The sequence below is a fragment of the Allokutzneria albata genome, from assembly GCF_900103775.1.
Lineage (GTDB): Bacteria > Actinomycetota > Actinomycetes > Mycobacteriales > Pseudonocardiaceae > Allokutzneria > Allokutzneria albata.
Map to the genome: position 1 here is coordinate 1,084,191 of NZ_LT629701.1, position 22,992 is coordinate 1,107,182.

Below are 22,992 nucleotides of genomic sequence, written 5' to 3' on the forward strand. Positions count from 1 at the left end.
GCTATTTGGCGCGTTGCTTGTCGAAGATTAGCACGCAACCAGATTCATTCATCAACGTGATCTTCCGCCACTGCGTAGAGGAACGCCCGCACGTCAGACACCTCGGGTGGTTGCTGGGCACGATTTCGCGCGAATCTACTGTAATACGAGTGCACACGGGCTCGCATCTCAGCTTCTCGCGGCTCCTCCGAAACAATTTCAAGGTTGAATCCTCCGCTTTCCCGTACTAGACGCAAGGGGCGCGCGAGTCCGTCATAAGCGTGTTCGACGTCGGAAAGATCTTCGATCACGTCGAGTGCCAAGGCAGGATCGCCTACCCACCACATATGCCCGCGCATGTTCCCGACGCTTGCAAACAGAACCACGGGATCTGCAATGTCTTCCCATGTCGACGCCATTCTTTACTCCTCGAATTAGGGAGGAAATTGCCGCTCTAGCCATGTCTTGACCGCGTAGACGGTTGAGTAACCATGCTGACGAAGCAGGTCAGCGATATCGCGGCCGCAAACAAGGGCCACGGGGTGCTGGTCGTCGCGAATCTCTTGCTGCAGCTGCCGGTTGAAGTACGACGTGGTGACAAGCACTCCGAAGTGGCGGTAGCGGAGACGCGAGATAAGTCGGCTTCCCTCGCGAACCCCAACTGAGTTGGTGTCCGCATAGCATTTCGCCTCGAGCGCGAAGTCGATGGAAATCCGGTCGGCGGCGGGACCGATGTGATACTGACCGACGGCATCGCGCCCGCCGTCCCGGCTCGGACGAGTGGCCTCGCAATGCCCGGTAGCTGGGGCTATCAAGCGCCAAAGCGCCACGGCACAAGCCTCGAAGTCGTGCTCCCGGCCGTGGAAGTGCTCACGGATGGCGGCCAGAATCGCCCGTCCTTGGACGTCTTGCGGAAGCTGCTCGTCCCGACTGCGAACCAGGGTCGTTGCCGGCGCCGTCAGCGGCAGGTACGCGCGCCCCCGGACCCAGGAGACCCACTCGCGCGGACAATCTCCAGTGAGCGGGTCGCCACCGCCGGTTACATGCCGAAGCCAGGTCCGGGGTATGACCGCGCAGTCCAAGACGGTAAAACGTGCCCGGTAGTTCTGGAACCGCTGCCTGCGGGTGGTTCGCCAGACCGCCTGGAGCTCGTCGTCTGGCGTCAGGGCTGGCCCGCCCGGCGCGAGGAGCCCGCGGAATCGGACACCCCGGCCGCGTGTGCTGGCTTTTTCAAACAGGAGGAACGGAGGGACCGCTTGCCGTTGCTCAGGAGTGCCGTGCGATGCATTGAAAACGTCGCGGAGGAGGAGGTTGCCAGCGCGGCTCGTTTCGTGCAGTTCGTGACCGGGTGTGCGGTTGTCGCCGTAGTACGTGAACAGGCCAGTCTGCAGGTCCAGAGCATCCGGCCAGTCTGGCTGGTCGCCGGTGGTGTAGAGGACCACGAGGTTGACTTTGCCCCGGCGCGGTGATCCCACATACCGAAAACCGCCCTGATTGCCTACACCAGGGAGCAACTTCGCGATCGGATCGTCCCCGACGTGCCCGCTTGAACCGCCGGGATAATAACCATCGACGAGGAGATCCGCCGCACCGAGATCAGCGAAAGCTGCTGCAGGTTCGTCTGCCCTCGGAGACGCAGGCCCAGACAGATCCGATCCACTCCTCCCGTGCCAGACGGCTCGCTCACTCCATCAACAGAGTGCCATCTTGGGCGAGCATACGGATGATGCAGCGGCCGTGGCTCCGCGGCACGCCGGACATTCCGGCGTGAACGCCGCCTAAGGGATGTCTCGTAACTGATCTTGGTGTTGGTGTTGGTGGGCTTGGGGTCAGCCGGTGAGAGCGAGGTTGTGGAGGTGTGCGATTCCGGATGCGGTGTCGGCCAGGGTGTGGGCGGCGCGGCGGTAGTCGCGCAGGATCTTCCAGCACTTCATGCGGGCCAGGGCGTGTTCGGCGCGGGCGCGGATACTGCGGTGGACGGTGTTGAGGTCTTCCTTCCAGTCCGGCAGGTCAGCACCGTCCCGAGGTTTGCGGTACGGCATGATCACCTCGGGGTTGCCTTGATAGCCGCCGTCGGCCATCACCGGGCGGCCAGCCAGGGCCTGTTTCATGCCGGAGTCGCGGTAGACGGTGCAGTCGTTGCGGTTACCGGGTTGCGGGTCGCCGGTGGCGATCACGAGACGGGTGTCGGCGTCGATCGCCACCTGAAGATTGGTCGAGTACCGGTAGTTCTTCGATCGCGCGGCCAGCCGGTGATCACGAGTGGGCACAAGGGTTCCATCGACGATGGCGATCTGGTCGATCCGCCGGCGACGTACCGGGGCCAGCGCCAGCAGCGGCCCGAGGCTGTCGATCACCCGGTGTGCCGCGGAGTGCGAGACCCCGAACAACGGCCCGATCTGGCGCATCGTCAGGTTCGTCCGCCAGTAGGTCGCCACCAACAGAACCCGATCGGCCAGCGGGAGCCGCCACTGGCGGCCAGGACGCCCGTCAGCGATCTCGTCACCACCTCGCCGGGCCACAACGCGCACGAGCTTGCGGAACTGCCCGGGCTCCAAGCCCGTGAACGGTGCGATCCACTCCGACCGCGATGCCGAGATCACCTGCACCCGACCATGATCGACGATCAGCCCGCGACACCCGTTACCGGGTTACGAGACATCCCTTAGGGCCAATGCCACTGACTTAAGTGGGGTTTTCGCTGCTCAGTGCGATTCAGAGACTCTTCAGAAGAGGTGATTCAGTCGCGGTGCTACTCGATGAGCGCGTCGACCACCTGGCGTTTCGAAGCCCCACGCCGCACAGTGTCCCAAGTGGACAGTCGAAGGCTGTGGCATACGCACCGCTGCGGGCTTCCTCTGGTCGTCTGGCCAGTGATAGCGCTTAAGTCAGGGGCATTGGAGCTAGTGCGTATTCCAGAGGGACATGAACCCCCACGGCCCCGACCAGGTCAAATAGACGGTCTCACCGAGGGTGTCGGAGAAAGATGCTGGTCAGAGAGTTGATGTTGTGTCCGAGGGGGGACTTGAACCCCCACCCCATTTCTGGGACTAGCACCTCAAGCTAGCGCGTCTGCCATTCCGCCACCCGGACTTGGTGTGTGGGCACACAGTAGCTCATGGGGGCCGGGGCGGGTGCACCAGCCCCCATGTTGCGACTGTCCGAAGAGGACGGCTGTCAGCTGTGGCGGAGGAAGCGGTCCAGGACACGGGTGCCGAACTGGAGGGCTTCGATGGGGACGCGTTCGTCGACTCCGTGGAAGAGGGCGGAGAAGTCGAGGTCGGCGGGCAGTTTCAGGGGTGCGAAGCCGAAGCAGCGGATGCCGAGGCGGGAGAAGGCCTTGGCGTCGGTGCCGCCGGAGAGCATGTAGGGCACGACCTTGGCGCCGGGGTCCTCGGCCATGATCGAGGCGGACATGGTGTCGACGAGGGGGCCGTCGAAGCTGGTTTCGAGGGCGGGGAGGTTGGCGATCCATTCGCGCTCGACGTCGGGGCCGAGGATCTCGTCGAGTTCGCGTTCGAAGGCGGGTTGGCGGCCGGGGAGGATGCGGCAGTCGACGACGGCCTCGGCGCTGGAGGGGATGACGTTGGCCTTGTAGCCGGCGTTGAGCATGGTGGGGTTGGCGGTGTCGCGGAGCGTGGCGCCGATGATGCGGGCGAGGCCGCCGAGCTTGGCGACGGCGCCGTCGATGTCGTCCTCGGGGAACTCCAGGCCGGTGAGCTCGGTGATGGCGGCGAGGAACTCGCGCACGGAGTCGGTCATGACGAGCGGGAAGGTGTGCCTGCCGAGGCGCGCGACGGCTTCGGAGAGGCGGGTGACGGAGTTGTCGTCGGTGAGCATGGAGCCGTGGCCGGCGCGCCCGCGGACGCGGAGCCGCATCCAGGCGATGCCCTTCTCGGCGGTTTCGATGAGGTAGGCGCGGACGCCGTCCTTGACGGTGATGGAGAAGCCGCCGACCTCGCCGATGGCCTCGGTGCAGCCGTCGAAGAGCTCGGGGCGGTTGTCGACGAGCCACTGTGCGCCGTGCAGGCCGCCTGCTTCCTCGTCGGCGAGGAACGCGAAGACGATGTCGCGGGGCGGGACGATGCCGTCGCGCTTGAGGCGGCGGGCGGTCGCCAGGGTCATGGCGACCATGTCCTTCATGTCGACGGCGCCGCGGCCCCAGACATAGTCGTCTTGGACGGCACCGGAGAAGGGGTGGACCGACCATTCGCTGGCGTCGGCGGGGACGACGTCGAGGTGTCCGTGCACGAGCAGTGCCGGGCGGCTGGGGTCGGCGCCCTCGAGGCGGGCGAAGACGTTGCCGCGGCCCTTCATGCCGTTGCCGGACTCGACGTAGGTGGTGTCGTAGCCGACGTCGGCGAGCTGGGCGGCCACGTACTCGGCGGCCGCACGTTCCCCCACCACGGTGTCGGGATCGCCGGTGTTGGTGGAGTCGATCCGGATCAGCTCGCTGGCGAGGGTGACCACCTCGTCCTCGGCCTGTCGGAGGGTGTTCTTCTTCGTGCCGTCGTTGTCGCTGCCCACCTGGCCTTTCTACCACCCGAGGCGCCCGCGTGAAGGGCTCGCCGGGCTCGGTCCGCGGCAGCGGAAGATCACTGTGACGAGGCAGCCGGACCATCGCTCACCTGCGACTTCCACCTGTCCGCGAGGGGCGGCGGGCCCCGATTTGGAGCCCGACATGTTGATCAGCTAACCTGTGCCCACACACCAAGTCCGGGTGGCGGAATGGCAGACGCGCTAGCTTGAGGTGCTAGTCCCAGAAATGGGGTGGGGGTTCAAGTCCCCCCTCGGACACGCACACTATTCACACAGCCCACGGGTTTGATGGTCACATCAGCCTCGTGGGCCGTATGCGTATACCGAACATGCAGGTCAAGCGAGCTGTACAGCTCGGCTATCCCCTCGATCTTCCCGTCTGCGAGCGCGGCTCCGACATCGCCGAGCTGTGCGGACACGTCGTCGAGCCGATGCCCATGTCAGCCCCGTCCGGCCGACCGTGCGCGAACTGCGCTGGCATCCTGCGCACCTCCCCGGACAGCGCCCGATGAGCACCGGTTCGTCCGACAACCCCAGTGCACCGGACCAGTCTCCGGTCGACCCCGTGATCGACATCCAGGCGAGCGCCGCGCGGGCGCTTTTCGCGCTGTTCATGTCCAACGTGGACGCCGGGAACGACGCCGGGAACGACGAACTGATCGCGCTCATGGACCAGCGCCGCTACCGCAGCCTCAACTAACAGGCCGGGGCGCCGCAACGGCCGCGCATCGTCCCGTCCCATGCCGGCCATCTCAATCGGCGCCCTCAGTGCGGCCCAAGGACGGGTAGGTCGGGTTGACGAAGTCCCGTCCCGCCACGTCCATTCGACTATTCGACCAGGTCAGCTGCCCTTGTGTACCCGTCCCACTCGGAGCCCACCCAAGGACCGGTTAATCGGACAAGACGGACTGTGGGTGTCATTGGAAGATCGAACTCGACAGGACAAGGCGGCTGGGTAAGTGCGCAAGTCGTCCTCGGACCCGCACGCTGGTTACACGACTCACGGGGTCCATGACCACATCAGCTATGTAGGCAGTATGCGTACAACGGTCTTCCAGGACGACGCACAGCGACCGAACAGATGTTCGACTAAACTGGGGGGGGCGCTGACGAAGGTCACGAACACACACCCTACGGTGAGCAGGACAACCAGGAGGGGCGCGATGAGTACGCGGTCTCGTATCGAATGGACAGAGACCACGTGGAACCCCACCACTGGGTGCGACAAGGTCTCCACTGGCTGCGACAACTGCTACGCCCTGACCCTCGCAAAGCGGCTCAAGGCTATGGGCGCAGCCAAGTACCAAGCAGACGGAGATCCTCGAACCAGCGGCCCGGGCTTCGGCGTGACCACGCATGTCGCATCGCTTGCAGAACCGCTGCGCTGGAAACAACCGCGGCTAGTGTTCGTCAACTCTATGAGCGACCTCTTCCACGCACGCGTGCCACTGAAGTTCATCCAACGCGTCTTCCGCGTTATGGCGGCCACCCCTCAGCACACCTATCAAATCCTGACCAAGCGACCGCTCCGCCTACGTCGCCTTGGTGACCGGTTGCAGTGGCCCGGCAATGTCTGGATAGGTACGTCGGTCGAGAGCGAAGACGTCCTCGACCGCATCGACCAACTCCGTGAAGTACCCGCCGCTGTGCGGTTCCTGTCCTGCGAGCCACTCCTGGGCCCGCTCTCCGGTCTCAACCTCGGCGGTATCCACTGGGTGATCGTTGGCGGTGAATCAGGCGTCAATGCCAGGCCAATGAACGAAGAATGGGTACTCGACATTCGTGACCGATGCACGCAGCACGGGGTCCCGTTCTTCTTCAAACAGTGGGGCGGTCGTACACCCAAAGCGGGAGGTAGGATATTGCAGGATCGGACATGGGACGAAATGCCATCAAAGATGAGTCCCGGCATGCCAAAACAGACTTAGCCTAGAGCGGCTGCGCCCGGGTCATCGAAGCTGATATGGCTCCCGTGGCGGCTCTGCAATATAACCTGCACTATTATTGATATTTGGAGCTCTGACCATACTTGGCTCAACCTCGAACAGCCCCTGAAGGCCCTTCGCTTCATTGCTAGCTTCCTGGCGCTTGATGCGACGCATAGTCAATGCCTGTTGTCGCATCTCCTCATGCCTACTAAGCGCCTTCTTGTACAGATGCCTCATGATCTTGTTTCCGGCATGATGGTCAGAAACGAAAATCATATGATATAGATCCGCTCCGCCTGTGTTCTTCATTGTGAAGGCATGCGTCTCTTTGTAGCCTAGCTCGCGCTCCAAGCGCCACCGCATCAGATTAACGAGTTCAAAACGTGCTTCCATTGGACTCAATATCCCTCGACGCTGAGCGTGCACAATTGGTTGCCACTCCTCTGAGCCATACATGTCAGTCAAGCGATCGCCGAACTCCGCGTTCATGTGCTCCTGGCCGATTTCAAGGCCGCGGGGAAGGAAACTGGTACCAAACAATATCCACATCTCGGCTTTCGTTTTGCCGCGACGAAATTTCGCAACTTGTTCTAGTGTGGACCAGTGCACCTCTGCTGCGTACTGGTCCACGAATGCGAAAGTAGGAGCCCATCGAACCGGCGCCAGCTCCTCCAATGCTGAAGTAATGGTCCGGTTGCAGTCGCCGTGATGAACCCTGATATTGCGCCTGCCTGGAGCAATATCGCGCAGTGCAGTTTCAAGCCGCCGAGCAGCCGCTGGCAACTCGAACAGTTGGATATGCGTGAACGGTGGCCGGACCTTCAGTGCTCGATGTACCGAACCAAATATCTCTTCATTGTTCTCGCGACTCCGGTTTTCCAATAGGCCTGCAAAGAGATCGAGATATATACGCTCGCGCGTTCCAGAGGACGCAACGGCGAATGCTTGAAGATAGTCTTCTAGTATCTGGAGCTTATGCTCGGTCCACCAACCCCACAACCGCGTCATGGCCTTCACCGCCGCTTAAGTGTGCCCGTCGCCACATGAAACAACGGTAGGCTCCTCTCAGTGCAACGAGAAGAGACGTTGCAGATAGTTACTCCAGTCGTGACACAGCGAGTCATGTTGCGACACTAAGAGTCTCGGCGTTGCGCCTGATCGGTTACCGGCATTCGCTCATGCTCACCGGATGCCGCAGCCCCTTGATCACAGAATTGCTGGAGACTTCCACCTCCTGGAGACACCGCTGTCGCTTCCGGCCTGTCCCCACGGACAGATTGACCGGCCAGGCGGGACAGACCAGACGGATCGTTCAGCTGACACCCGGGAGGACAAGGGGGCGGACCGGCTGCAAGGTGAGACACATGGTTGACACAGAGAAACTCACGAAAGCACCCACGTTCTACACGGTCAGAGAAGCAGCTCAGGTGTTGCGATGCAACGCCCCGACCCTCTACCGCGCCATCCGCGAAGATACCTTCCCCGCGGTGCGAATCCGCACCCGCTATGTCATCCCAGTCAAGGTCATCGACCAGATGGTCGCCGAAGCCCTGGCGACCGGCAGCATGGTCGACATTGCCAAGATCGCGGCCGAGCGACGCGTTGAACGAGAACTCAAACAACTCGGTCACTAGATCCAAGTAACGACGCGGCCTCCGCACCCGCCTGGGGTGCGGAGGCCGCGCGTTCGCTTGTCTGCTGCCATGCGTCGTCATGAATCTGGTTCATCAGTTAATAACTGTCAGCGACATCTGACTGAGGTCGACGACGGATCCGAGGCCGGACACATCGAGACCCATCGTATCGAATGAGATGCATAGGTAAATGCCAGGACTGAGCCGCGAAGTGGGTTAATCGATGCGACGGAACGCTAGCATCTGGTCGATGTTATTCTCATGTTGCCATATGCGTAGAAACACGTCCGTCGCTCATGCACAGGGTGAGGTGGCGCAAATCGCTTGCGCACATCTTGAACACACGTTCTCACACTTGCCGCGCTGCGCCAGGGCTTCAGCGAGACCATCGCAAGCTTGGAGTCCCTGAACATACACGGGGGCGTCCTGCGACAGGGGGTGTCTTGGGAGGTCGGCCAATGTCGCCCACCGGCTCGCGCTCGGCATCCTGCACGACGCGTGTAGTCCGACCGCTGCAGGTCGTGCCAACATAGCCCGACTCCTGCCCTGTTTTCTTGTGAGTGACTGCCTGCCGCAGCCCGTGTCAGCGCAGAGGCACCTCAATCGCCATCAGCTCGAAGGCGCAGGTCGAGCAAGAACAACCACGCTAAGCTGGGTATCGAGACGAGTTCTAAGGAGCTACACATGTCCGAAGAAGGCCAGATCTTGTTCGATGACCAAGGCTCTGAGGAGGTAACGAGCGAGCAAGAAGAGCCCTTGAACCTTGAAAATCGAGAACGACGACTCGTAACGCAACCATATGATCTATCTCTCGGTACGCTAGTTGATGACATTAAAAAAGATCGCCTCCTCCTCAATATTGAGTATCAACGACAGTACGTCTGGGATAGAGCCAAAGCAAGTAGGCTAATCGAGAGTCTTCTGCTTAATATTCCAGTCCCCGTTTGCTATTTCGCTGAAAATGAGGAAGGTGCATACGAAGTAATTGACGGACTACAACGTATCACCACCATTAGCGATTACCTTGAGGGGAAGTTCGAACTTAAAGGAATTCCAGTTCTCTCGGAGCTGGAAGGGAAGTTCTTCTCTGACCTGTCGCAGCGCGATCAACGGCGTCTTAGTGGACGGACGATTCGTTGTATTGTTATCACGGAGGACTCTGATCCGGACATCAAGTTTGACGTATTTGAGCGACTGAATACCGGATCTGCTCGCCTAGGTGCACAGGAACTCAGGAACTGCATCTACCGAGGTGAACTAAACGACTTCTTGAGGCGCGTATCCGAACTGCCATACTTCACGGGTATTCTTAGCGGCATCCGAAATCGGCGCATGGAGTTCGAGGAACTTGCCCTGCGATTCCTTGCTCTTCACGGGACTATTGTCAGCTATCGACCTCCTCTTCGCCAGCTACTTAACGAGTACATGCGAAAGAATCGGGCAGACATCCCAAATCAGAGGGAAATGGATCTCTTTGCTGATGTGTGCCGTACGGTAGCAGAGGTATTTGGCGACTCCGCCTTCAGGCTTTCCGCGCCGAATGGGAGGCCCGCGCCGGGAATGAACAAGGCTCTATTCGATGCAATCATGATCTCTTTTTCACATGCGGATCGTAAGGCGATCCGTGCCGCACCTCAGGCTGTTCGCGAGCTACGAGATCAACTTCTCCAGGACGAAGATTTTCTCTTTGCTATTGGCCGCGCTACTGCCGATCGCTCTCGAATGCACTATCGAGTTTCCCGGTTTTCCGAGGGGCTGGCGAAACGCGGGATCTCCAGCTCCCTGCACAAAGCACTCGAGAGTGCGCGATAAATGTCAAGAAAACTAGTCGCATACAATGACTTCATTGATAGTACGGCAGAACTCAATCATCTGCTGGCAGTACGCCCAGTCTCTCCCCTTGTGCGCCGTACTGAAGAGGCTGTCCAGCTCGAGAATGCAGTTCACCGTGCCTGCCTTGTCCTTCTGGTAGCCCACTTCGAGGGTTTTGCCAAAGCCGCGCTTAGCGAGTACGTTGATGAGATATGCGCGGTTCGGCCCCCCGCGCGTAAAGTGCCGCCAGCATTCCTTGAGTTGTTTACTCGAGATAGAATTCGGGAGATTGCTGCGCTCTCTCCCGGAGTTGATCGAGTGCATCGAACCAGGAGACTTTTTACGACATTTTCGGCTTTGTGGGATCAGGAGCGTTCAATTGATCCAAAAGTCATTTCCGCAACGATCCTTGCTCGTCAAATGACAAGCCTTAAGCCCGAGGTGCTACGCGAGTCATTTGCACTGATCGGCATTGACGACATCATCGTCAGTGCATCTTCGTATCTACAGAGTTCCAATCGCGGCATCCGCGTCGACATTAAGCTTGAGGAGATTGTCGCCAAGAGAAATCTAATCGCACACGGAGATTACTCAGTTAAGCCGACTTCGGCAGAACTAGAAGATTACATCCAATTCTTCATGGCTGTTGCCGATGCTTTCTCGGAGTGCGTCGTGCACGCTATCGAAGAAGCATGCACGCTTAGGTCAACATCTTGATTTCAATCAAGATAGCGATGGATTGCCGTTACGGACGAGGTGCCTGTCAGTGGCGGTTGGTGCTGGAGGAATGCAGTTGACAACGAAACGAAAGCTCCGAAGGTGGAAGACACTGCAGAGTGCCAGATCCGATTTGGTTCCAGTGCGCTTGCTGCAGTGCAGGACCCTTGAGTTGGGTGGAGAGGCCCACGGTGACTGTAGACCGAGTTTGAGTAGCGGTACATCACGTCGTGCGAGTGGCATTCAAGTCTGACGGTGGTGAGACTGGCGGCGATAGTGGATTCAACACACTGGCCGCCAGCACATCGAGGATCCGCTGTCTCGCGGTCAGCCCGATCAGATGGCGCTAGCGAGGACAAGTCGGGTGGATAGTGTGCAACTCGCCCCTCGGACACCACCAACACGGCCCACGTCCACGACGTGGGCCATTGTCATTCCCGGGAGCAGCCTGTGCCCGCGATCTGGCACACCGGCAACGCCGCAGACGAAGGACACCGCAACCGCGGCTGGATCCTCGGCCACTTCATGGACCCCGCCTGCGGTGTCCGATCCAGCCAGGACGTCGAAGTGAAATGGGGTGTCCACGCGGCAGGCGAGCAGCGCGCCGCATGGACCTGCGGTGACAACCGCACAACTCTCGCCCTTCTCGTCGAAGGACACTTCCGCATCCACCTCACCACCGACTACCTCCTGTGGGGACCAGGAATCGACCACTCCTGGGAAGCCCTCGCCGATTCCGTGATCATCACCGTCCGCTGGCCATCGCAACCCTGAACGATGGGTTGATTTCGCTCGGTGCCAGGGCGGAACGGAGCTATGCCGCCTCCGTCGTGAGAACCGCAGATGTCCTGGCTCGATCATTGTGATCGGTGAACACCTTCGCGACCTGCGGCTTTTGGGATTGCCTGAGTCGGGGACGTGCGTCCTTGGCTCAGTGATTGTCATCTTTGTTGCGAACGACGACTTGGGAACTCCTATGTTGAGATGTCAAGTATTGGACGTGGTCCGTCGGAGGACTCTGGGTGAGCGAGCTCCTCTGCCTGACCTTGCGCGGCCTGCCGCAAAGCTGGGCGGGTGCGACGCCGCTCCCCGGTCGATGCGAGCCTCGACGCGGCCGACCACTGCGGAGCATCTGGGCATCGGCCTCGACTGACATGGCCCGCATGATCACCCATTAGTGCTGCGGCAGGAAACGTTTGTCTCGTGTCCCAGATTGGCCGGGTGATCGTGAGACTGGCGCGAGAGCAGGACTTCCCAGGCTTTCTTGGTCTGGCAGCCGAGGTCGAGCACTACTTCGGCCCGATGGTTGACGATCCCGGTTTCCATAGCGCTGTGGACAAGCACATTCGCCGATCCACGGCACTTGTCGCCGTTTCATCGGGATCGGATCTCATCGGCGGCCTGTTGTTCGGCACCAACGCCTCGATGTGCCACATCCACTGGCTGGTCGTCTCAGAGAAGGAACGCGGGAGGGGCGTCGGTCGCGCACTGATCACGGACGCCACACGTACGTTTGTGCAGGGTCCGGGCAGCATTGAAGTGGTCACCTTTGGAGCCGACCACCCCAACGCCGCGGCTAGCGGTGCACACACCTTCTACGAACGCCTCGGTTTCGTCCCGGCCGAGGCCGCCGATCCGGGTACAGATGGCGGTTCACGGCAGATCTATCGCCGGGCGGTCACCTAGTTCACGCGACCTTGGCCGCGGCCTCCCCTAGGCTCCTTGAGGCTGATCACTTTGACTAAGTCCTGATCACTTCGACTGAGCCAGGACAAGAAGTTGTTGTGGCTCAAGGGATCCATGCGTCTGACCGTCGATAAGCGGGGCTTATCGACGGTCAGCAGGGCTGTGGTTGGGCAGAGACTGGTTGGGCATCTGTCCTAGCGCAGTGGACCTGGCGCGGCATGCATATAGCTGGCACCGGGTTCACAAGATCGCGTTCTTGGTACGGGTTGGGGCGGCCCGGTCGTGACCGGTTAGGCGGCCTGGCAGCTAGACGAGTAATGCGTAAGTCGGGGTGGTGACCGGAGACGGGCGAAGGGTGTCCACGATCCGTGTGTGACGACAGACCTGAACACCCTTCTCACCGCACTCTACGTCAAGATCGACGACCGTCTCGCGGGCAGGACCCGCGTGGGCAGGCCACCGAAGCTCACCGACGCCGAACTGGTCACCCTGGCGGTGGCCCAGGCGCTGCTGGGGTTCACCTCCGAGGCCCGCTGGCTGCGGTTCCTGCCCGCCCGGCTGCCCGGGGCGTTTCGGTACCTGCCCGGCCAGTCCGGGTACAACCGCCGCCTGCGGGCGGCGCTGCCGCTGGTCAAGCAGGTGATGCGGTGGCTGGCCACCGACACCGACCTGTGGAGTGACACCACGTGGATCGTCGACTCCACCCCGGTGGAATGCGGCCGGTCCCGCCCCGCGGTGAAGCGTTCGGAACTGGCCGGGTGGGCGCACTACGGCTACTGCCGCTCGCACTCCCGCTGGTTCTGGGGCCTGCGGCTGCACCTGGTCTGCACCCCCGCCGGACTGCCGATCACCTGGGCGTTGGCCGACCCGAAGATCGACGAGCGGCAGGTGCTCATGGCCCTGTGCGACCACGAACCCCACCTGCTCACCGACCGCCCCGGACTGCTGATCATCGCCGACAAGGGCTACGTCTCCCGCGAGCTTGACCACTTCCTCGCCGAGCGTGAGGTGCGGCTGATCCGGCCGTCCTACCGCAACCGCACACCCCACCCCGGTGAGCCACTGCTCAAGTCCATCCGTCAGCTGATCGAGTCGGTCAACGACACCTTGAAAGGCCAGCTCAACCTGGAACAGCACAGCGGACGCACCATCGACGGTGTCGGAGTCCGCATCGCCCAACGACTCCTGGCCCTCACCGCGGTGATCTGGCACAACCGAGCCACCGGAGCACCCCTCACCCGATCACTGACCGCCTACGACCACTGACCCAGTTAGGAATTACTCGTCTAGCCGCCGCGGGTGCCGTCGGCCAGCGTCGAGGCCGTCGGTGATCGCTTCGTCGGCTTCGTGAGTCGGGATGCGTCGCTGCTGGGCGGCGATGTGCAGCGCCGAGCGCGCTTCGTCGTCGCTGAATTCTCCACCGGCGACGAGACGGCCGAGGGTGAAGGCAGCGCGCACCAGCGTGTCGTGGGGGGCTTGGGTGTGGCGTGGGCGACGGCGTCGGCGATCTTGTCCAGGTAGCGCTGTCGGCGGTTGTCTGGCAGGGGACGGACGTCGCCGAAGTCGACCGGTTCGGGTTCCGGACGGGGTGGCGGGGTGAAGTGCGGGATCAGCCACTGTGGCAGCGGCGCGATTGGTGCGCGGCGGACGACGGTGTAGATGCCGTCGCGGCGCATCGAGCCGGGCGCGACGATGAATCCGCTGCGGCCGCGGCTGTCGATGTGCCACCCTGCTCGTTCGACGGTGTTGCGCAGCGTGCTGTCCTCCTCGACCCGGAAGTACAGGTGATCGGACGGGCTGGGGCTGCGGCCGGTGAAGGTGTCGCCAGGGTAGGGCTGGCCAGCCTGCTCGGCGAGGCGGGCCAGCACGTCGCGGCCGTGCCGGGCCCCAGGCCATTCCGGCGGTGGTGGCTTGCCGTGGGCGGGGTCGAGGTCGAGCACGTACAGATTGGACGGGCCGCAGGCGATGCCGACGTTGCAGGTCGGGGAAGCCCTCCACCAGTAGCGAATCAGGTCCGGGTCGATCGTGGCGCGCTGTTCCCATCCGAGGTGGCCTTCGGCGCAGCCCCCGAATCCTGCGCCGGATCGCCGACCGCGGCCTGCTGGCGGTCGACGACGCCGAGCAGGCCGCCGCCCACCTCACCCTTCTCCTCATCACCGACGTCAACCAGCAGACCTTCTACGGCGCGGTCCCGCTGCCCCCTCGGAGATCAGCAAGATCGTCACGGCCGGGGTGCTGGCGTTCCTGCGCGCCTACCGGAGCTGAGGCGCGCCGGTGCGTGCTTCTCAGGAAAGTCAGGAAAATCGTCATGATCTTTCTTGTTTGGTGAATCGATTGGGGATTTCCCGCTTCAGGCGTGGCTGAATTCGCTGACGTTCTTTTCTTTTGTGGCTACGGTTCTGCCTGCTCAGCTCGTCCCTTACTCCAAGGAGGGCTTCATGCGCAAGAAACTTCGGGCCCCCGTCGCGCTCGCGGCTGCGATCGTCGCCACGGCGTCCATGGTCACGCCCGCGAGCGCGAATCTGTCGGCCTTTGCCCCGTGCGGATACGACGAGTCAACTCCCGTCGGCCAACCCGAGCACCGCCGTGATGCCAAGTACCATCACTGCGGCGACCACACTGTGAGCGTCCAGATCCAGGTCGACCTCGCCACGCAGCCGGACTACACTTTCTGTACCCAGCGCATTCTCACTCCTCATTGGTACTACCTCGGCAGTGCGAACGCCGTCAACCACGCCTGGTACACCGGCCGCCTCTGCTGACATCCGGTCCTGCTGGGAGGAATCACCGGTGGCCTGGGTCCACCAGGAAATGGCCGTGCACCAGGGCGAAACTTTTCGCACGAGCCGGTCAGAGGCCGCGGCCGGTCGCATCTGGATCATCCAGCTCCGTGATCGGACCTACGCGCAGGACGGTTTCGAACAACTCGGCGACGTCCGCCTCAAACAGGTGCCGATAGCCGAGCTCGACGCCTGGTACCGCGACCGCACGACGGCGACCTGGCGAGGGCAGCCCTTCACCGTGTCCGGTGTTCACGCCGACAGGGCGAGCCCGGACTACCTCGGCAGGTCGCCGCTCTGGGCAAGGGAGAACGGACTGGAGGGCAACCAGCGCAACGGCTTCTGTGTCAAGGTCAACTCCGACGAGCGGCGTCGGTGCTGGCGCTGGGGATGCCGGCATGTGGACGGTGGAATTCGATCGGGGCGAAGAGACTGCGGTCGCGGCCCCAGACGAGAAACCCGGCGATCAGACTGATTTGGCTTGGTCGCGTGGTGATCCAGTGCTCGAACCAGGGTTGGTCGAGTTCGGCCAGGGTCCGCTTCTCGGCTGCGAGATCGGCGAGAAGCCGGGTTGCGGCGCGGATCTTTGCCCGGTCGTGTTCGGCGCTGGTGGGCTGATAGCGGCGGCGGTGTGCACGGCGGCGGGCGCGTCGCAGGACGCTCCAGTGGGCGTAGGGGCTGATGATGCGGGCGTCACCGCTGGGCAGGGTTGCCAGGAGTTGTTCGAGCCAGGATTCGTTGCGTGCCAAGGGATCGAGTCTGGTGGGCAGGACGGCGGCTTGGACTAGCAGCGCGCGCACATACTCTCGTGTGGAGTTGCCGGTAGGCGGTCAACGACCTTGTGGTCGAGGGCGTCGCGGTGGTCGGATAGAGCGTTGAGGACGCGGTGGACCTCGGGGCGCATGAGCCAGCGCAACGCAGATTCCGGGCGGGCAGCGCGGGCCAGCTCAGTGAAGAGCGCGTCCATCCCGGCCGGAAGCGCATCACCAGTACCGTACCGGGTCCGTCCCCGGTGGACGATCGCGCAGCGAGCGCACAGGCCAGCCAACGGTCTGTGGCCAGGAGCGCCGCAGACGTCGCAGGCGTAGTCGATCGTCGCGCCGGAACAGGGCGCGCAGAGGGCTCCACCGCGGGCGTCGCGGCCGATGAGGACTTTGTGTTTGCTGCACGAGCGGCACGTATCCGGCGTGGTGAGCGTTCGGCGGTAGCAGCGGCGGCATACCGGTCCGAGCGGCCAGAACGCGTGCGCGGGACGGTCGTGGTGGCACAAGCCGCACCGGTGACGTGGTTCAGGCCGACAGCGTCGGCAGAGGTCTGGCTGGCCGGTGCTGGCACGGACGACGATCTCGGCGATGCGGCCGCACGAGCCGCAGGGCCGTTGCGGCGTGACGTGGCAGCGCCTGCACACCGGGCCGTCCGGAGTCCGGGCTTTCACGGGCCTGACGTTCCCGCACCCGACACAGGGCTGATGGGGTCGCGGTGCGCACGACCAGCACAGCGCATCACCGTTGGCCAGGCGGGTATTGGGCCCGCATCGCGGGGCACGAGGCGGTGCGTCCGCGCGCAGCGCACGGTCCGCACACTCTGCCTGCTGTACCGAGCTCGCGCAGCCCTGCGGCTGGCTTCCGGCAGTCCGCGCACCGCGGCAGTCCCACCTGGGGCCGGTGCCGGCCAGGGCGTGGGCCAGCCGTACCAACACCATCGGCATAACAGATCGGGCTCGCGAAGCGCGTCGGGACGTGTGCTCAGGTGCTCGTCGAGGACACGGCCGTCTTGCGGTGACCACGCGAGCGCAGTCCGCAGGATCGCCTGCCACGTCTCGTCATCGATCGCAGAGTCGACCTCGGAGCGAAGGAATCCGACGAGACGCTCCCGCACGTCGGCCATGGTGTCGGGGTAGGTCCGCCAGAGGCGGGGACGGCCGGCGGTCACGACAACCTGGGGCGGCGGATGCTGGTGCGGCGCGCTCGGTCGCGCCGATGCCTCACCGCTGACCTTGCGGACCTGGTGGTTGACCATGACGGGCTCGATGAGGTCATTCGGGGTGCAGGCCAGGATGTCGCACAGCGCGACCAAGGTATCCATGGCCCGGCGTCGCCATGGGGCTGACGTGGGTGGGCGTCTCGGTGGAGGTGTGCGAGGTACGGCTCGCCGACATGCCGTTGTTTCGTTCGGCTTTCGCCACCAACGAAGCATCCAGGACGTTGCGGATCGCCGTGGTTGGGTTCGGTGCGGGTGAACTCGCGGCGGACGCGGTCGGTGATCTCCGGTCGCCTGCGGGGCGGGGCGGCCCGGGAGCGGGACTTGACCGGGCCTCGGCGTGCTCGAATGTTGTTGTCCCGCATCAGCTTCGCGATCCGGTGCCGGCCCGCGGTGACCTGGGCGTTGCGGAGTTGCTGATGGATGCGTGGCGAACCGTAGGCCGAGCAGGTGGATTGGATTCGCCGGATCTCGGTGAGCAGCATCTGGTTCGCCGCCCGGCGACCGGACACGGGTCGGCTCTGGCGGTGTTGCCATTGGTAGAAACCCGATCGTGACACCTGCAGCACCCGGCACATCAACGCCACTGACCGATCGGGGCGGCGTCGCTTCTGCAACATGGTCTCGGCGTTCTTCTCCAGCGCCTACATCGCGATTTCGACGCTCTTCCTCGTACGCGTGATCGGGCTGTCCGCTGGAATCGTGGGGCTCCTCGGAAGCCTCGGCCTGATCGGTGCCCTGCTGGGGGCGATGCTGGCCAGGCGGTTGAGCGCCAAGGTCGGTGCCGCCCGGCTCCTGGTGTCGGTCGCGGTGGTCCAAGGCCTGGCCTACCTGCTCTTCCCGTTGACCGGGCCCGGATGGCAGCTTGCGTGGTACGTGGTGGGAGGCATTCTCACCAGCACCTGTGTGATCATCGTGATCGTCGTCCAGGTGAGCTTCCAGCAGACCCTGTGCCCGGATCACCTGCTCGGCCGCATGAACGCGACGATGAACTTCCTCTACTGGGGCGCCGCGCCGCTCGGCAGCCTGCTCGCCGGTGTGCTCGCCTCCGGCGTCGGCTTGCGCCCGATGCTGTGGGTGACGGCCGGCGGGATGCTGCTCGCCGCCGTGCCGCTCCTCGCATCGCCGCTGCGCACGATGGTCGAACTCCCCACCGGTGAGCCCGACCCCGCGGAGCCGACCAACCAGTGACTGCTCACGCGGGCCTGATCGTGCCGGAAAGCGGTTCCGCACCAAGTGTCCTCACGGTGCTCGTCCTCAAACGTGATCACGTCGAGCTGGAGGCCCATCTCGGCATGAGGTGTTCCGCTCCTGTCCCTGACGGCCTGCGGCGCCCTCATTGGTACAGACGCGGAATCAGGCGACTCGTGTGCAGAAACTGGACGCGGCCGGTGGCGGCGTCGTCGACAAGGCCGATCACCTGGTGCGCTCCCTCCTCGGGCACCACCCTGATCACCGCGTTCTCGTTGAGCGCGACCACCTCCAGCGCGTCCGCCGGTGTCGACTGGTCGGTGTGCATCGCGATGCGCAGCCACACACGTCCGGTCTCGTCGACGTCAATCATGTTGTCGGCAAGGGCGGACCGATACGTCCCGGTGATCCGGTCGGCGTCCAGGCGTGGAGGAGTCGCAGGCGGAACAGGCAGGGCGGGCTGAACCACTCCGGCCAGTTCGCGCAACAGGTGGCCGAACATTTCTTCGAACACGGGGAACACGTCTCCGCCGTTGCTGAGCATCGCCACCGCGACCCCGGCCTCGGGAGCAACGCGGAGGAACGCGCGCTGGCCTGCCGTCCGTCCGGTGTGCCCGATCACCAGTGGACCGCCGTAGTCCGGCAAAGCCCACCCCAGACCCCAATGCCCGTTGTACAGCCCCAAGTCGGGCACCGCGACCTGGGGACGCCGCATCGCGTCGAAGTCTTCGCGCGCCAGATGCATCTTTACGAAACCGAGCAGGTCACGTGCGCTCATCGTCAGCAGGGCACCTGCCGGAGCGTTCGACGCCGCCAGCGACCACGTCTTCACCGGTTCGTTCCGGCCGCCCGGCGAGGACCGGAGGTGGCCCACCGCCGGTAGTCGCACGATCGCTTCGCTGACCGACGTCGCGACATGGGACAGTCCCAACGGCGTGATCAGCCGGTCGCGCAGCACGGAGTTGAACGATCGCCCCCGCAGCACCTCGACCAGACGCCCGAGCACCACGTAACCGCTGTTGCAGTAGGAGAACCGTTCACCCGGTGGGAACAACTGGCGGGCGTCGGCGAGGGTGGAAACGTACTTTTCCACAGCGTCGTCGTTGTTACCGGTGTCGGTGAACAGGTCACCTTCGAATCCGCCGGTGTGGCAGAGCAGCTGCCGTGTGGTCACGGTGTCACCCGCGAGCCGGTCGGCGAGCCGGAAATCGGTGAGGTAGCGCCGGACCGGCAGGTCGAGATCGACCAGTCCTTCGTTGACCAACTCCTGCACCAGCGTCGCCGTCCACACCTTGGTGATCGAGCCGATCTGAAACAGCGCCTCGGTGGTCACCGGAACGCCGGTTGCCACGTTGAGCACGCCTGCCGCGGCATCGACGACTTGATCATCCACCAGCACCGCGACCTGGGCGCCGACCACGTCGTGCTGCTCCACCAGCTGAGGCAACATCTCGGTGATCCACTCGGCCGTGGCGTCCACTCTGCTCACAAATCCCCCTGGTACTTCATGTGAGATACGGCATCGGCCGTTGCACCGTAGACCACACAGCATCGAAGGAGACACCTACACCGCCGCAGTCACCGTCGCCACCGAGGTCTACGACGTCCTCGGTGTCTCGGCGCACCAACAGCGACCCCGGCCCTTGCTCGTACAGATCAAGGTGAGGCCGACGATCAGGACGATGCGGAGGGCGGAATCTTGGTGACCAGGCGCAGCAAGAGGCCCGCCAGGAGCACGATCTCGGCGGCCTCGGCCGGGTCAGTAAGGTCGACCCGACGATGGCTGACCGGGTTCTTGAACAACCCGATCGCGCCCGTGAACAACTCCATCAACGCGACCGCCTCACCCGGCTCAGAGCCAGGCTGCCACAGCGGACCCCCGATCGCGGGATCGTTGGAGTCCTTGGGTTTCTTGAACGCCTCCTGCATGAGACTGGTGCCCACCAACGTGTTCGACAGCCCCGCTCGTGCACGGACCGCGACCTCGACTTCCTTCATCGCCATGAACGCAGCGGCCTCGAAGTCGCCCCGGAGGAACTGCGGGCGAGCACGCAACTCCAGAATCGGGGTGAGCTGGATGTCCAGACGCTCGACCGCGCGCAGCCACGCCAGCCCATGGTCGAGTACCTCGTGTTCGCGGCGGGTGATGAAGAAGCTGCCGGGGGCTGACCGGTCCGGGTTGCTGGCGATGAGATTGCGGGTTCCCAGCCAAGCTCAGGCTTCGGCCAGCGCCAGCACGGCGTCCGGTCGGTCCGGGTAACCCTTCTGAGCGGCGAGGAGAAGCCAGTTGCGCGAGTTCCACTCGTTGTTGTCGCGTGCGTCGCGCAGGACCCGCAACGCGAGGTCATCCAACGGGAGCGTGATCACGTTCTCGGATTCCAGCGTCCAGTCCACCGCCAAGTACGCATCCTTGCCCGGCCGAGAGCCGCGATCCGAAGCTGAGCCGACCTGTTGATCTGTTCGGAACCCGTCCGTGACTGCGCCCGCCAGCACCGCGCGGGGCTGTTGTGCCCGGTGATGGCGACCTCACTGGGACGGTGGACCTGGCCAGTCTTGGCGTTGCGCTGGGGCGATGCTGGTGACCTTGGTGGCGGCTTCAAGTTGGTGGCGCAGCTGGTGGTTGTCCAGGGTCAGCCGCTGGGTAGATGGCCGGAGTCCGGACGTCCGGTGCCACCGAGCGTGAGGCGGATGCCGGCCATTCTGACCTGAGTGCCGGCTAGTGGGGCTCCTGTCGGTTGAGGTGTTCTTCGAGGGGCCGTACGACGGTCAGTACGCCGTTCTCGACGCGGATCGCCTGGGCGAGGGTTGGGGCCGTAAGCGGTCATCGCGGTTCCGGTCACCGCCTCGGTGATCGCCGCGGCCAGCCGCTTGGCGGTGAGCTGCTGGTGGCGCACCGGTGGCGGCACGACGCCGTTGGCGTGCATGCGCTGCGCCCAGTGGGGTTGGTCAGCCACGGACGGACACACCCTCTGCGGACGCCTCGTGGCCCGCCCGAGAGCCCGTGAACGGTCGAGAAAATCTATGCTGGCGGGAGTAGACATTCGATGGTGACCGCGTGTACTGTCCTGCTTGCAGCGAGAGAGACAAGGTCAAGCGGCGCGGGAGATGACGGAACTACCCGCGAAGTGAGACAGAACGGTCAGACGTGTCGGAGCCATGCAGTGAAGGGGTTCCGGCCGATGGCCGCGCAGACGTGGGGCCCAGAAGTCAGCCCGAGAAGGACCGGCCCCACCCGGTAAGTGAAGTTCGGTTAGCAGTAGGCAGTGAAGCGGTCAGGTGCCGCCGGAACGAGTAGTGGGTTCTGGCGGCACCTGACCGGCGACGCCAGGCGTGCTGGGGCCGATCAAGGTACGGGGTCCCAGCGGATGGCGGTCGTGGAAGTACCAGCAGTACCGGCTGTACCAGGTAAGAGGACGAACGCAGAAGACAAGGGAAGGGCGCATCATTGGATCGCCCGCCACGGCGCGATGACGCCGGGCGGGTACCGCAGTCCCATCGGATTGGCAGGTGGTTCTCGGTTACTGATCAGCGATCCCCGCTCGGTCCGTTCCGTTCACGGACACCGCGGGTGCAGCACCTCGGCGACACGGCCGAGAGACAATGATGAACCCATCAACCCTGGGACCCCGGCGCGAGCGCGCGCCGGGGTCCCTTGTGATGTGGAGGTTGCATGATCCCTGACCAACCCGACACGACCGCGTCGAACACCGTGGACAAGTTCGACGACGAGCATTACCCCGCCTACACCATGGGCCGGGCCGCGGAGATGCTGGGCACGTCGCAGGGGTTCCTGCGGAGCCTGGACGAAGCGGGACTGATTGAGCCGCAGCGCTCCGCCGGTGGGCACCGCCGCTACTCCCGCCACCAGCTGCGCTTGGCCGCACGCGTGCGGGAACTGGTCGACCAGGGCACCCCTGTTGACGCGGCCTGCCGCATCGTCACCCTCGAAGACCAGCTCCACGAAGCCCAGCGGCGCAGCGATGAGCATCGCTGCCCCGACTGATCAGTGCCGCGCGGTGTGCCGCCACGCGGCACACCTCACCACGGCTGATCACTACTGGCTGCCCTCTCCATCCGTGCTTGCTAGCCCCTCAGACGGATTGCGCACGACTCCGCTCGTTCCCGTGGCAGCAGACTGCGTCGAGTAGCGCGCTCCGGTTTCTGCCTGACTTCCGTCGCGCTGTCATCGCCGCGCTCGGCGTCCGCCGTCCTTTCACAAGCACCGAGCACACGTGACGACAGGCGATTCCTGCTGGCGGAGTTCGCCCGACTCGACGAGGTGTTCTCGCTCCACCCGACCCTGGACGCGGCACTCGCCGGAGACACATCCCTCCAGGAATAGCCGACCTGATGTCATAAGCGACACGTCAGCGGCACCCTTCCTGTGCGGAGATGACGTTGCACAGGAAGGGAGTTCAGTCCATGTCCGCTCGTCGCGATCCCGGTCCTTCCCGGGAAGACCTCGCCGCTTGCCTGGACGCGATGGCCTGACTGTGGCGGGCCAGCATGCGTCGTCAGCATCCGCGCATCCCCGGCGAGCACATCGACCTCCTGCACCTCGTCGGTGCCGAGGAGGGCTCCGTCACCGTGGCCGAGCTCGCGCGCATCCTGCGCGTCAGCACCACCGCGGTCCTGCGTGCTGCGACTCGCCTGCACGCGGCCGGGCTGCCCTCCTGCGACACCACCGCGGAGCCCGAGCACCTGCGCTGCCGCTTGACTGCCTGCTGAAGCGAGCAGGACCCGGCG

The 22,992-nt window shown here is 63.8% G+C and carries 23 protein-coding genes, 2 tRNA genes and 1 pseudogene; 13 read left to right on the forward strand and 13 right to left on the reverse strand.

All coding sequences use genetic code 11. The annotated features are described in order from the left end of the window. Positions 1–44 precede the first annotated feature (44 nt). The 5 genes from BLT28_RS39720 to BLT28_RS04605 form a co-directional block, all read right to left on the reverse strand. Positions 45–398, reverse strand: a complete 354-nt coding sequence (locus BLT28_RS39720) for a hypothetical protein (protein WP_156051134.1) — start codon at positions 396–398, stop codon at positions 45–47. Between the two features lie 15 nt (positions 399–413). Then, entirely contained in the window at positions 414–1,628 is a 1,215-nt protein-coding gene (locus tag BLT28_RS04590; RefSeq protein WP_030430696.1) for a restriction endonuclease, read from the reverse strand. Between the two features lie 180 nt (positions 1,629–1,808). After that, a complete protein-coding gene (locus tag BLT28_RS04595) occupies positions 1,809–2,588 on the reverse strand; it encodes a transposase family protein (protein WP_081900891.1) in 780 nt (259 codons plus the stop codon). A gap of 401 nt (positions 2,589–2,989) precedes the next feature. Beyond that, positions 2,990–3,072: transfer RNA gene (locus BLT28_RS04600), tRNA-Leu, on the reverse strand. A gap of 84 nt (positions 3,073–3,156) precedes the next feature. Continuing rightward, positions 3,157–4,506, reverse strand: coding sequence for a M20/M25/M40 family metallo-hydrolase (locus BLT28_RS04605; protein WP_083383657.1), 1,350 nt, complete (start codon positions 4,504–4,506; stop codon positions 3,157–3,159). Between the two features lie 187 nt (positions 4,507–4,693). Here BLT28_RS04605 and BLT28_RS04610 point away from each other — a divergent pair. The 3 genes from BLT28_RS04610 (at position 4,694) to BLT28_RS04620 (ending at position 6,446) form a co-directional block, all read left to right on the forward strand. Further along, a tRNA-Leu gene (locus BLT28_RS04610) sits at positions 4,694–4,776 on the forward strand. 250 nt (positions 4,777–5,026) lie between these two features. After that, positions 5,027–5,218 carry a hypothetical protein gene (locus tag BLT28_RS04615; protein ID WP_030433890.1) on the forward strand — a complete coding sequence of 64 codons (192 nt, stop codon included), beginning with the start codon at positions 5,027–5,029 and terminating at the stop codon, positions 5,216–5,218. Between the two features lie 463 nt (positions 5,219–5,681). Then, a complete protein-coding gene (locus BLT28_RS04620; protein WP_030433891.1) occupies positions 5,682–6,446 on the forward strand; it encodes a DUF5131 family protein in 765 nt (254 codons plus the stop codon). Positions 6,447–6,467: 21 nt separating this feature from the next. On the opposite strand, the gene BLT28_RS04625 is transcribed toward BLT28_RS04620, so the two are convergent. Beyond that, positions 6,468–7,454 (reverse strand): three-Cys-motif partner protein TcmP, encoded by a 987-nt coding sequence (locus BLT28_RS04625; protein WP_156051924.1) that lies wholly within the window; start codon positions 7,452–7,454, stop codon positions 6,468–6,470. Positions 7,455–7,810: 356 nt separating this feature from the next. Between BLT28_RS04625 and BLT28_RS04630 the strand changes: the two genes are divergently transcribed. The 6 genes from BLT28_RS04630 to BLT28_RS04650 all read left to right on the forward strand — a co-directional run bounded on the left by BLT28_RS04630 (position 7,811) and on the right by BLT28_RS04650 (position 13,561). Continuing rightward, on the forward strand, positions 7,811–8,080 hold the full coding sequence (locus BLT28_RS04630) for a helix-turn-helix domain-containing protein (protein ID WP_030433892.1): 270 nt from the start codon (positions 7,811–7,813) through the stop codon (positions 8,078–8,080). A gap of 684 nt (positions 8,081–8,764) precedes the next feature. Next, a complete protein-coding gene (locus tag BLT28_RS04635) occupies positions 8,765–9,892 on the forward strand; it encodes a DUF262 domain-containing protein (RefSeq protein ID WP_081900884.1) in 1,128 nt (375 codons plus the stop codon). A gap of 90 nt (positions 9,893–9,982) precedes the next feature. Next, positions 9,983–10,609, forward strand: coding sequence for an MAE_28990/MAE_18760 family HEPN-like nuclease (locus BLT28_RS39725; protein ID WP_156051926.1), 627 nt, complete (start codon positions 9,983–9,985; stop codon positions 10,607–10,609). Between the two features lie 450 nt (positions 10,610–11,059). Then, positions 11,060–11,383: a hypothetical protein gene (locus BLT28_RS04640; protein WP_030433893.1), complete on the forward strand. Its 324-nt coding sequence runs from the start codon at positions 11,060–11,062 to the stop codon at positions 11,381–11,383. A gap of 447 nt (positions 11,384–11,830) precedes the next feature. Beyond that, positions 11,831–12,295: a GNAT family N-acetyltransferase gene (locus BLT28_RS04645; protein ID WP_030433894.1), complete on the forward strand. Its 465-nt coding sequence runs from the start codon at positions 11,831–11,833 to the stop codon at positions 12,293–12,295. Between the two features lie 372 nt (positions 12,296–12,667). Continuing rightward, entirely contained in the window at positions 12,668–13,561 is an 894-nt protein-coding gene (locus BLT28_RS04650) for an IS982 family transposase (protein ID WP_030433934.1), read from the forward strand. A gap of 20 nt (positions 13,562–13,581) precedes the next feature. Here the strand turns inward: BLT28_RS04650 and BLT28_RS04655 are convergent. Continuing rightward, positions 13,582–14,382: pseudogene (locus BLT28_RS04655) on the reverse strand (bifunctional DNA primase/polymerase); the annotation flags it as partial. Positions 14,383–14,733: 351 nt separating this feature from the next. Between BLT28_RS04655 and BLT28_RS04660 the strand changes: the two are divergent. Continuing rightward, the gene (locus tag BLT28_RS04660) at positions 14,734–15,057 is read left to right on the forward strand and encodes a DUF6355 family natural product biosynthesis protein (protein ID WP_156051945.1); all 324 of its coding nucleotides are present in this window, start codon (positions 14,734–14,736) and stop codon (positions 15,055–15,057) included. A gap of 88 nt (positions 15,058–15,145) precedes the next feature. Here BLT28_RS04660 and BLT28_RS39730 read toward each other — a convergent pair whose 3' ends face one another. The 3 genes from BLT28_RS39730 to BLT28_RS42755 form a co-directional block, all read right to left on the reverse strand. Beyond that, complete coding sequence (locus BLT28_RS39730) at positions 15,146–15,331, reverse strand: hypothetical protein (protein WP_156051942.1); 186 nt, start codon at positions 15,329–15,331, stop codon at positions 15,146–15,148. A 97-nt stretch (positions 15,332–15,428) separates the two neighbouring features. After that, positions 15,429–15,824 (reverse strand): hypothetical protein, encoded by a 396-nt coding sequence (locus BLT28_RS39735; protein ID WP_156051940.1) that lies wholly within the window; start codon positions 15,822–15,824, stop codon positions 15,429–15,431. Positions 15,825–17,003: 1,179 nt separating this feature from the next. Then, positions 17,004–17,675 carry an IS3 family transposase gene (locus BLT28_RS42755; protein ID WP_081900889.1) on the reverse strand — a complete coding sequence of 224 codons (672 nt, stop codon included), beginning with the start codon at positions 17,673–17,675 and terminating at the stop codon, positions 17,004–17,006. Here BLT28_RS42755 and BLT28_RS04680 point away from each other — a divergent pair. Beyond that, a complete protein-coding gene (locus BLT28_RS04680; RefSeq protein WP_083383658.1) occupies positions 17,674–18,246 on the forward strand; it encodes an MFS transporter in 573 nt (190 codons plus the stop codon). The genes BLT28_RS42755 and BLT28_RS04680 overlap by 2 nt on opposite strands. A gap of 145 nt (positions 18,247–18,391) precedes the next feature. On the opposite strand, the gene BLT28_RS04685 is transcribed toward BLT28_RS04680, so the two are convergent. From BLT28_RS04685 to BLT28_RS04695, 3 genes are all read right to left on the reverse strand, one after another. Then, complete coding sequence (locus tag BLT28_RS04685) at positions 18,392–19,735, reverse strand: serine hydrolase domain-containing protein (protein WP_030432257.1); 1,344 nt, start codon at positions 19,733–19,735, stop codon at positions 18,392–18,394. Positions 19,736–19,920: 185 nt separating this feature from the next. Continuing rightward, entirely contained in the window at positions 19,921–20,301 is a 381-nt protein-coding gene (locus BLT28_RS04690; protein WP_052407892.1) for a TIGR02391 family protein, read from the reverse strand. A gap of 159 nt (positions 20,302–20,460) precedes the next feature. Then, entirely contained in the window at positions 20,461–20,646 is a 186-nt protein-coding gene (locus BLT28_RS04695) for a hypothetical protein (RefSeq protein ID WP_083383659.1), read from the reverse strand. A 1,270-nt stretch (positions 20,647–21,916) separates the two neighbouring features. Here BLT28_RS04695 and BLT28_RS04700 point away from each other — a divergent pair. Together BLT28_RS04700 and BLT28_RS04705 are read left to right on the forward strand one after the other, a co-directional pair. Continuing rightward, entirely contained in the window at positions 21,917–22,249 is a 333-nt protein-coding gene (locus BLT28_RS04700) for a helix-turn-helix domain-containing protein (RefSeq protein ID WP_030432254.1), read from the forward strand. Positions 22,250–22,752: 503 nt separating this feature from the next. Continuing rightward, the gene (locus BLT28_RS04705) at positions 22,753–22,974 is read left to right on the forward strand and encodes a MarR family transcriptional regulator (RefSeq protein WP_030432253.1); all 222 of its coding nucleotides are present in this window, start codon (positions 22,753–22,755) and stop codon (positions 22,972–22,974) included. Positions 22,975–22,992: the final 18 nt, after the last annotated feature.

What these genes read in the sequence shown, in the direction of transcription:
- BLT28_RS04680 (WP_083383658.1), top strand. Translation starts at nt 17,674, where the DNA reads ATGGTCTCGGCGTTCTTCTCCAGCGCCTACATCGCGATTTCGACGCTC.
- BLT28_RS04635 (WP_081900884.1), top strand. Translation starts at nt 8,765, where the DNA reads ATGTCCGAAGAAGGCCAGATCTTGTTCGATGACCAAGGCTCTGAGGAG.
- BLT28_RS04700 (WP_030432254.1), top strand. Translation starts at nt 21,917, where the DNA reads ATGATCCCTGACCAACCCGACACGACCGCGTCGAACACCGTGGACAAG.
- BLT28_RS04625 (WP_156051924.1), bottom strand. Translation starts at nt 7,454, where the DNA reads ATGACGCGGTTGTGGGGTTGGTGGACCGAGCATAAGCTCCAGATACTA.
- BLT28_RS39720 (WP_156051134.1), bottom strand. Translation starts at nt 398, where the DNA reads ATGGCGTCGACATGGGAAGACATTGCAGATCCCGTGGTTCTGTTTGCA.
- BLT28_RS04705 (WP_030432253.1), top strand. Translation starts at nt 22,753, where the DNA reads ATGCGTCGTCAGCATCCGCGCATCCCCGGCGAGCACATCGACCTCCTG.
- BLT28_RS04660 (WP_156051945.1), top strand. Translation starts at nt 14,734, where the DNA reads ATGCGCAAGAAACTTCGGGCCCCCGTCGCGCTCGCGGCTGCGATCGTC.
- BLT28_RS04620 (WP_030433891.1), top strand. Translation starts at nt 5,682, where the DNA reads ATGAGTACGCGGTCTCGTATCGAATGGACAGAGACCACGTGGAACCCC.
- BLT28_RS04615 (WP_030433890.1), top strand. Translation starts at nt 5,027, where the DNA reads ATGAGCACCGGTTCGTCCGACAACCCCAGTGCACCGGACCAGTCTCCG.
- BLT28_RS04630 (WP_030433892.1), top strand. Translation starts at nt 7,811, where the DNA reads ATGGTTGACACAGAGAAACTCACGAAAGCACCCACGTTCTACACGGTC.
- BLT28_RS42755 (WP_081900889.1), bottom strand. Translation starts at nt 17,675, where the DNA reads ATGTTGCAGAAGCGACGCCGCCCCGATCGGTCAGTGGCGTTGATGTGC.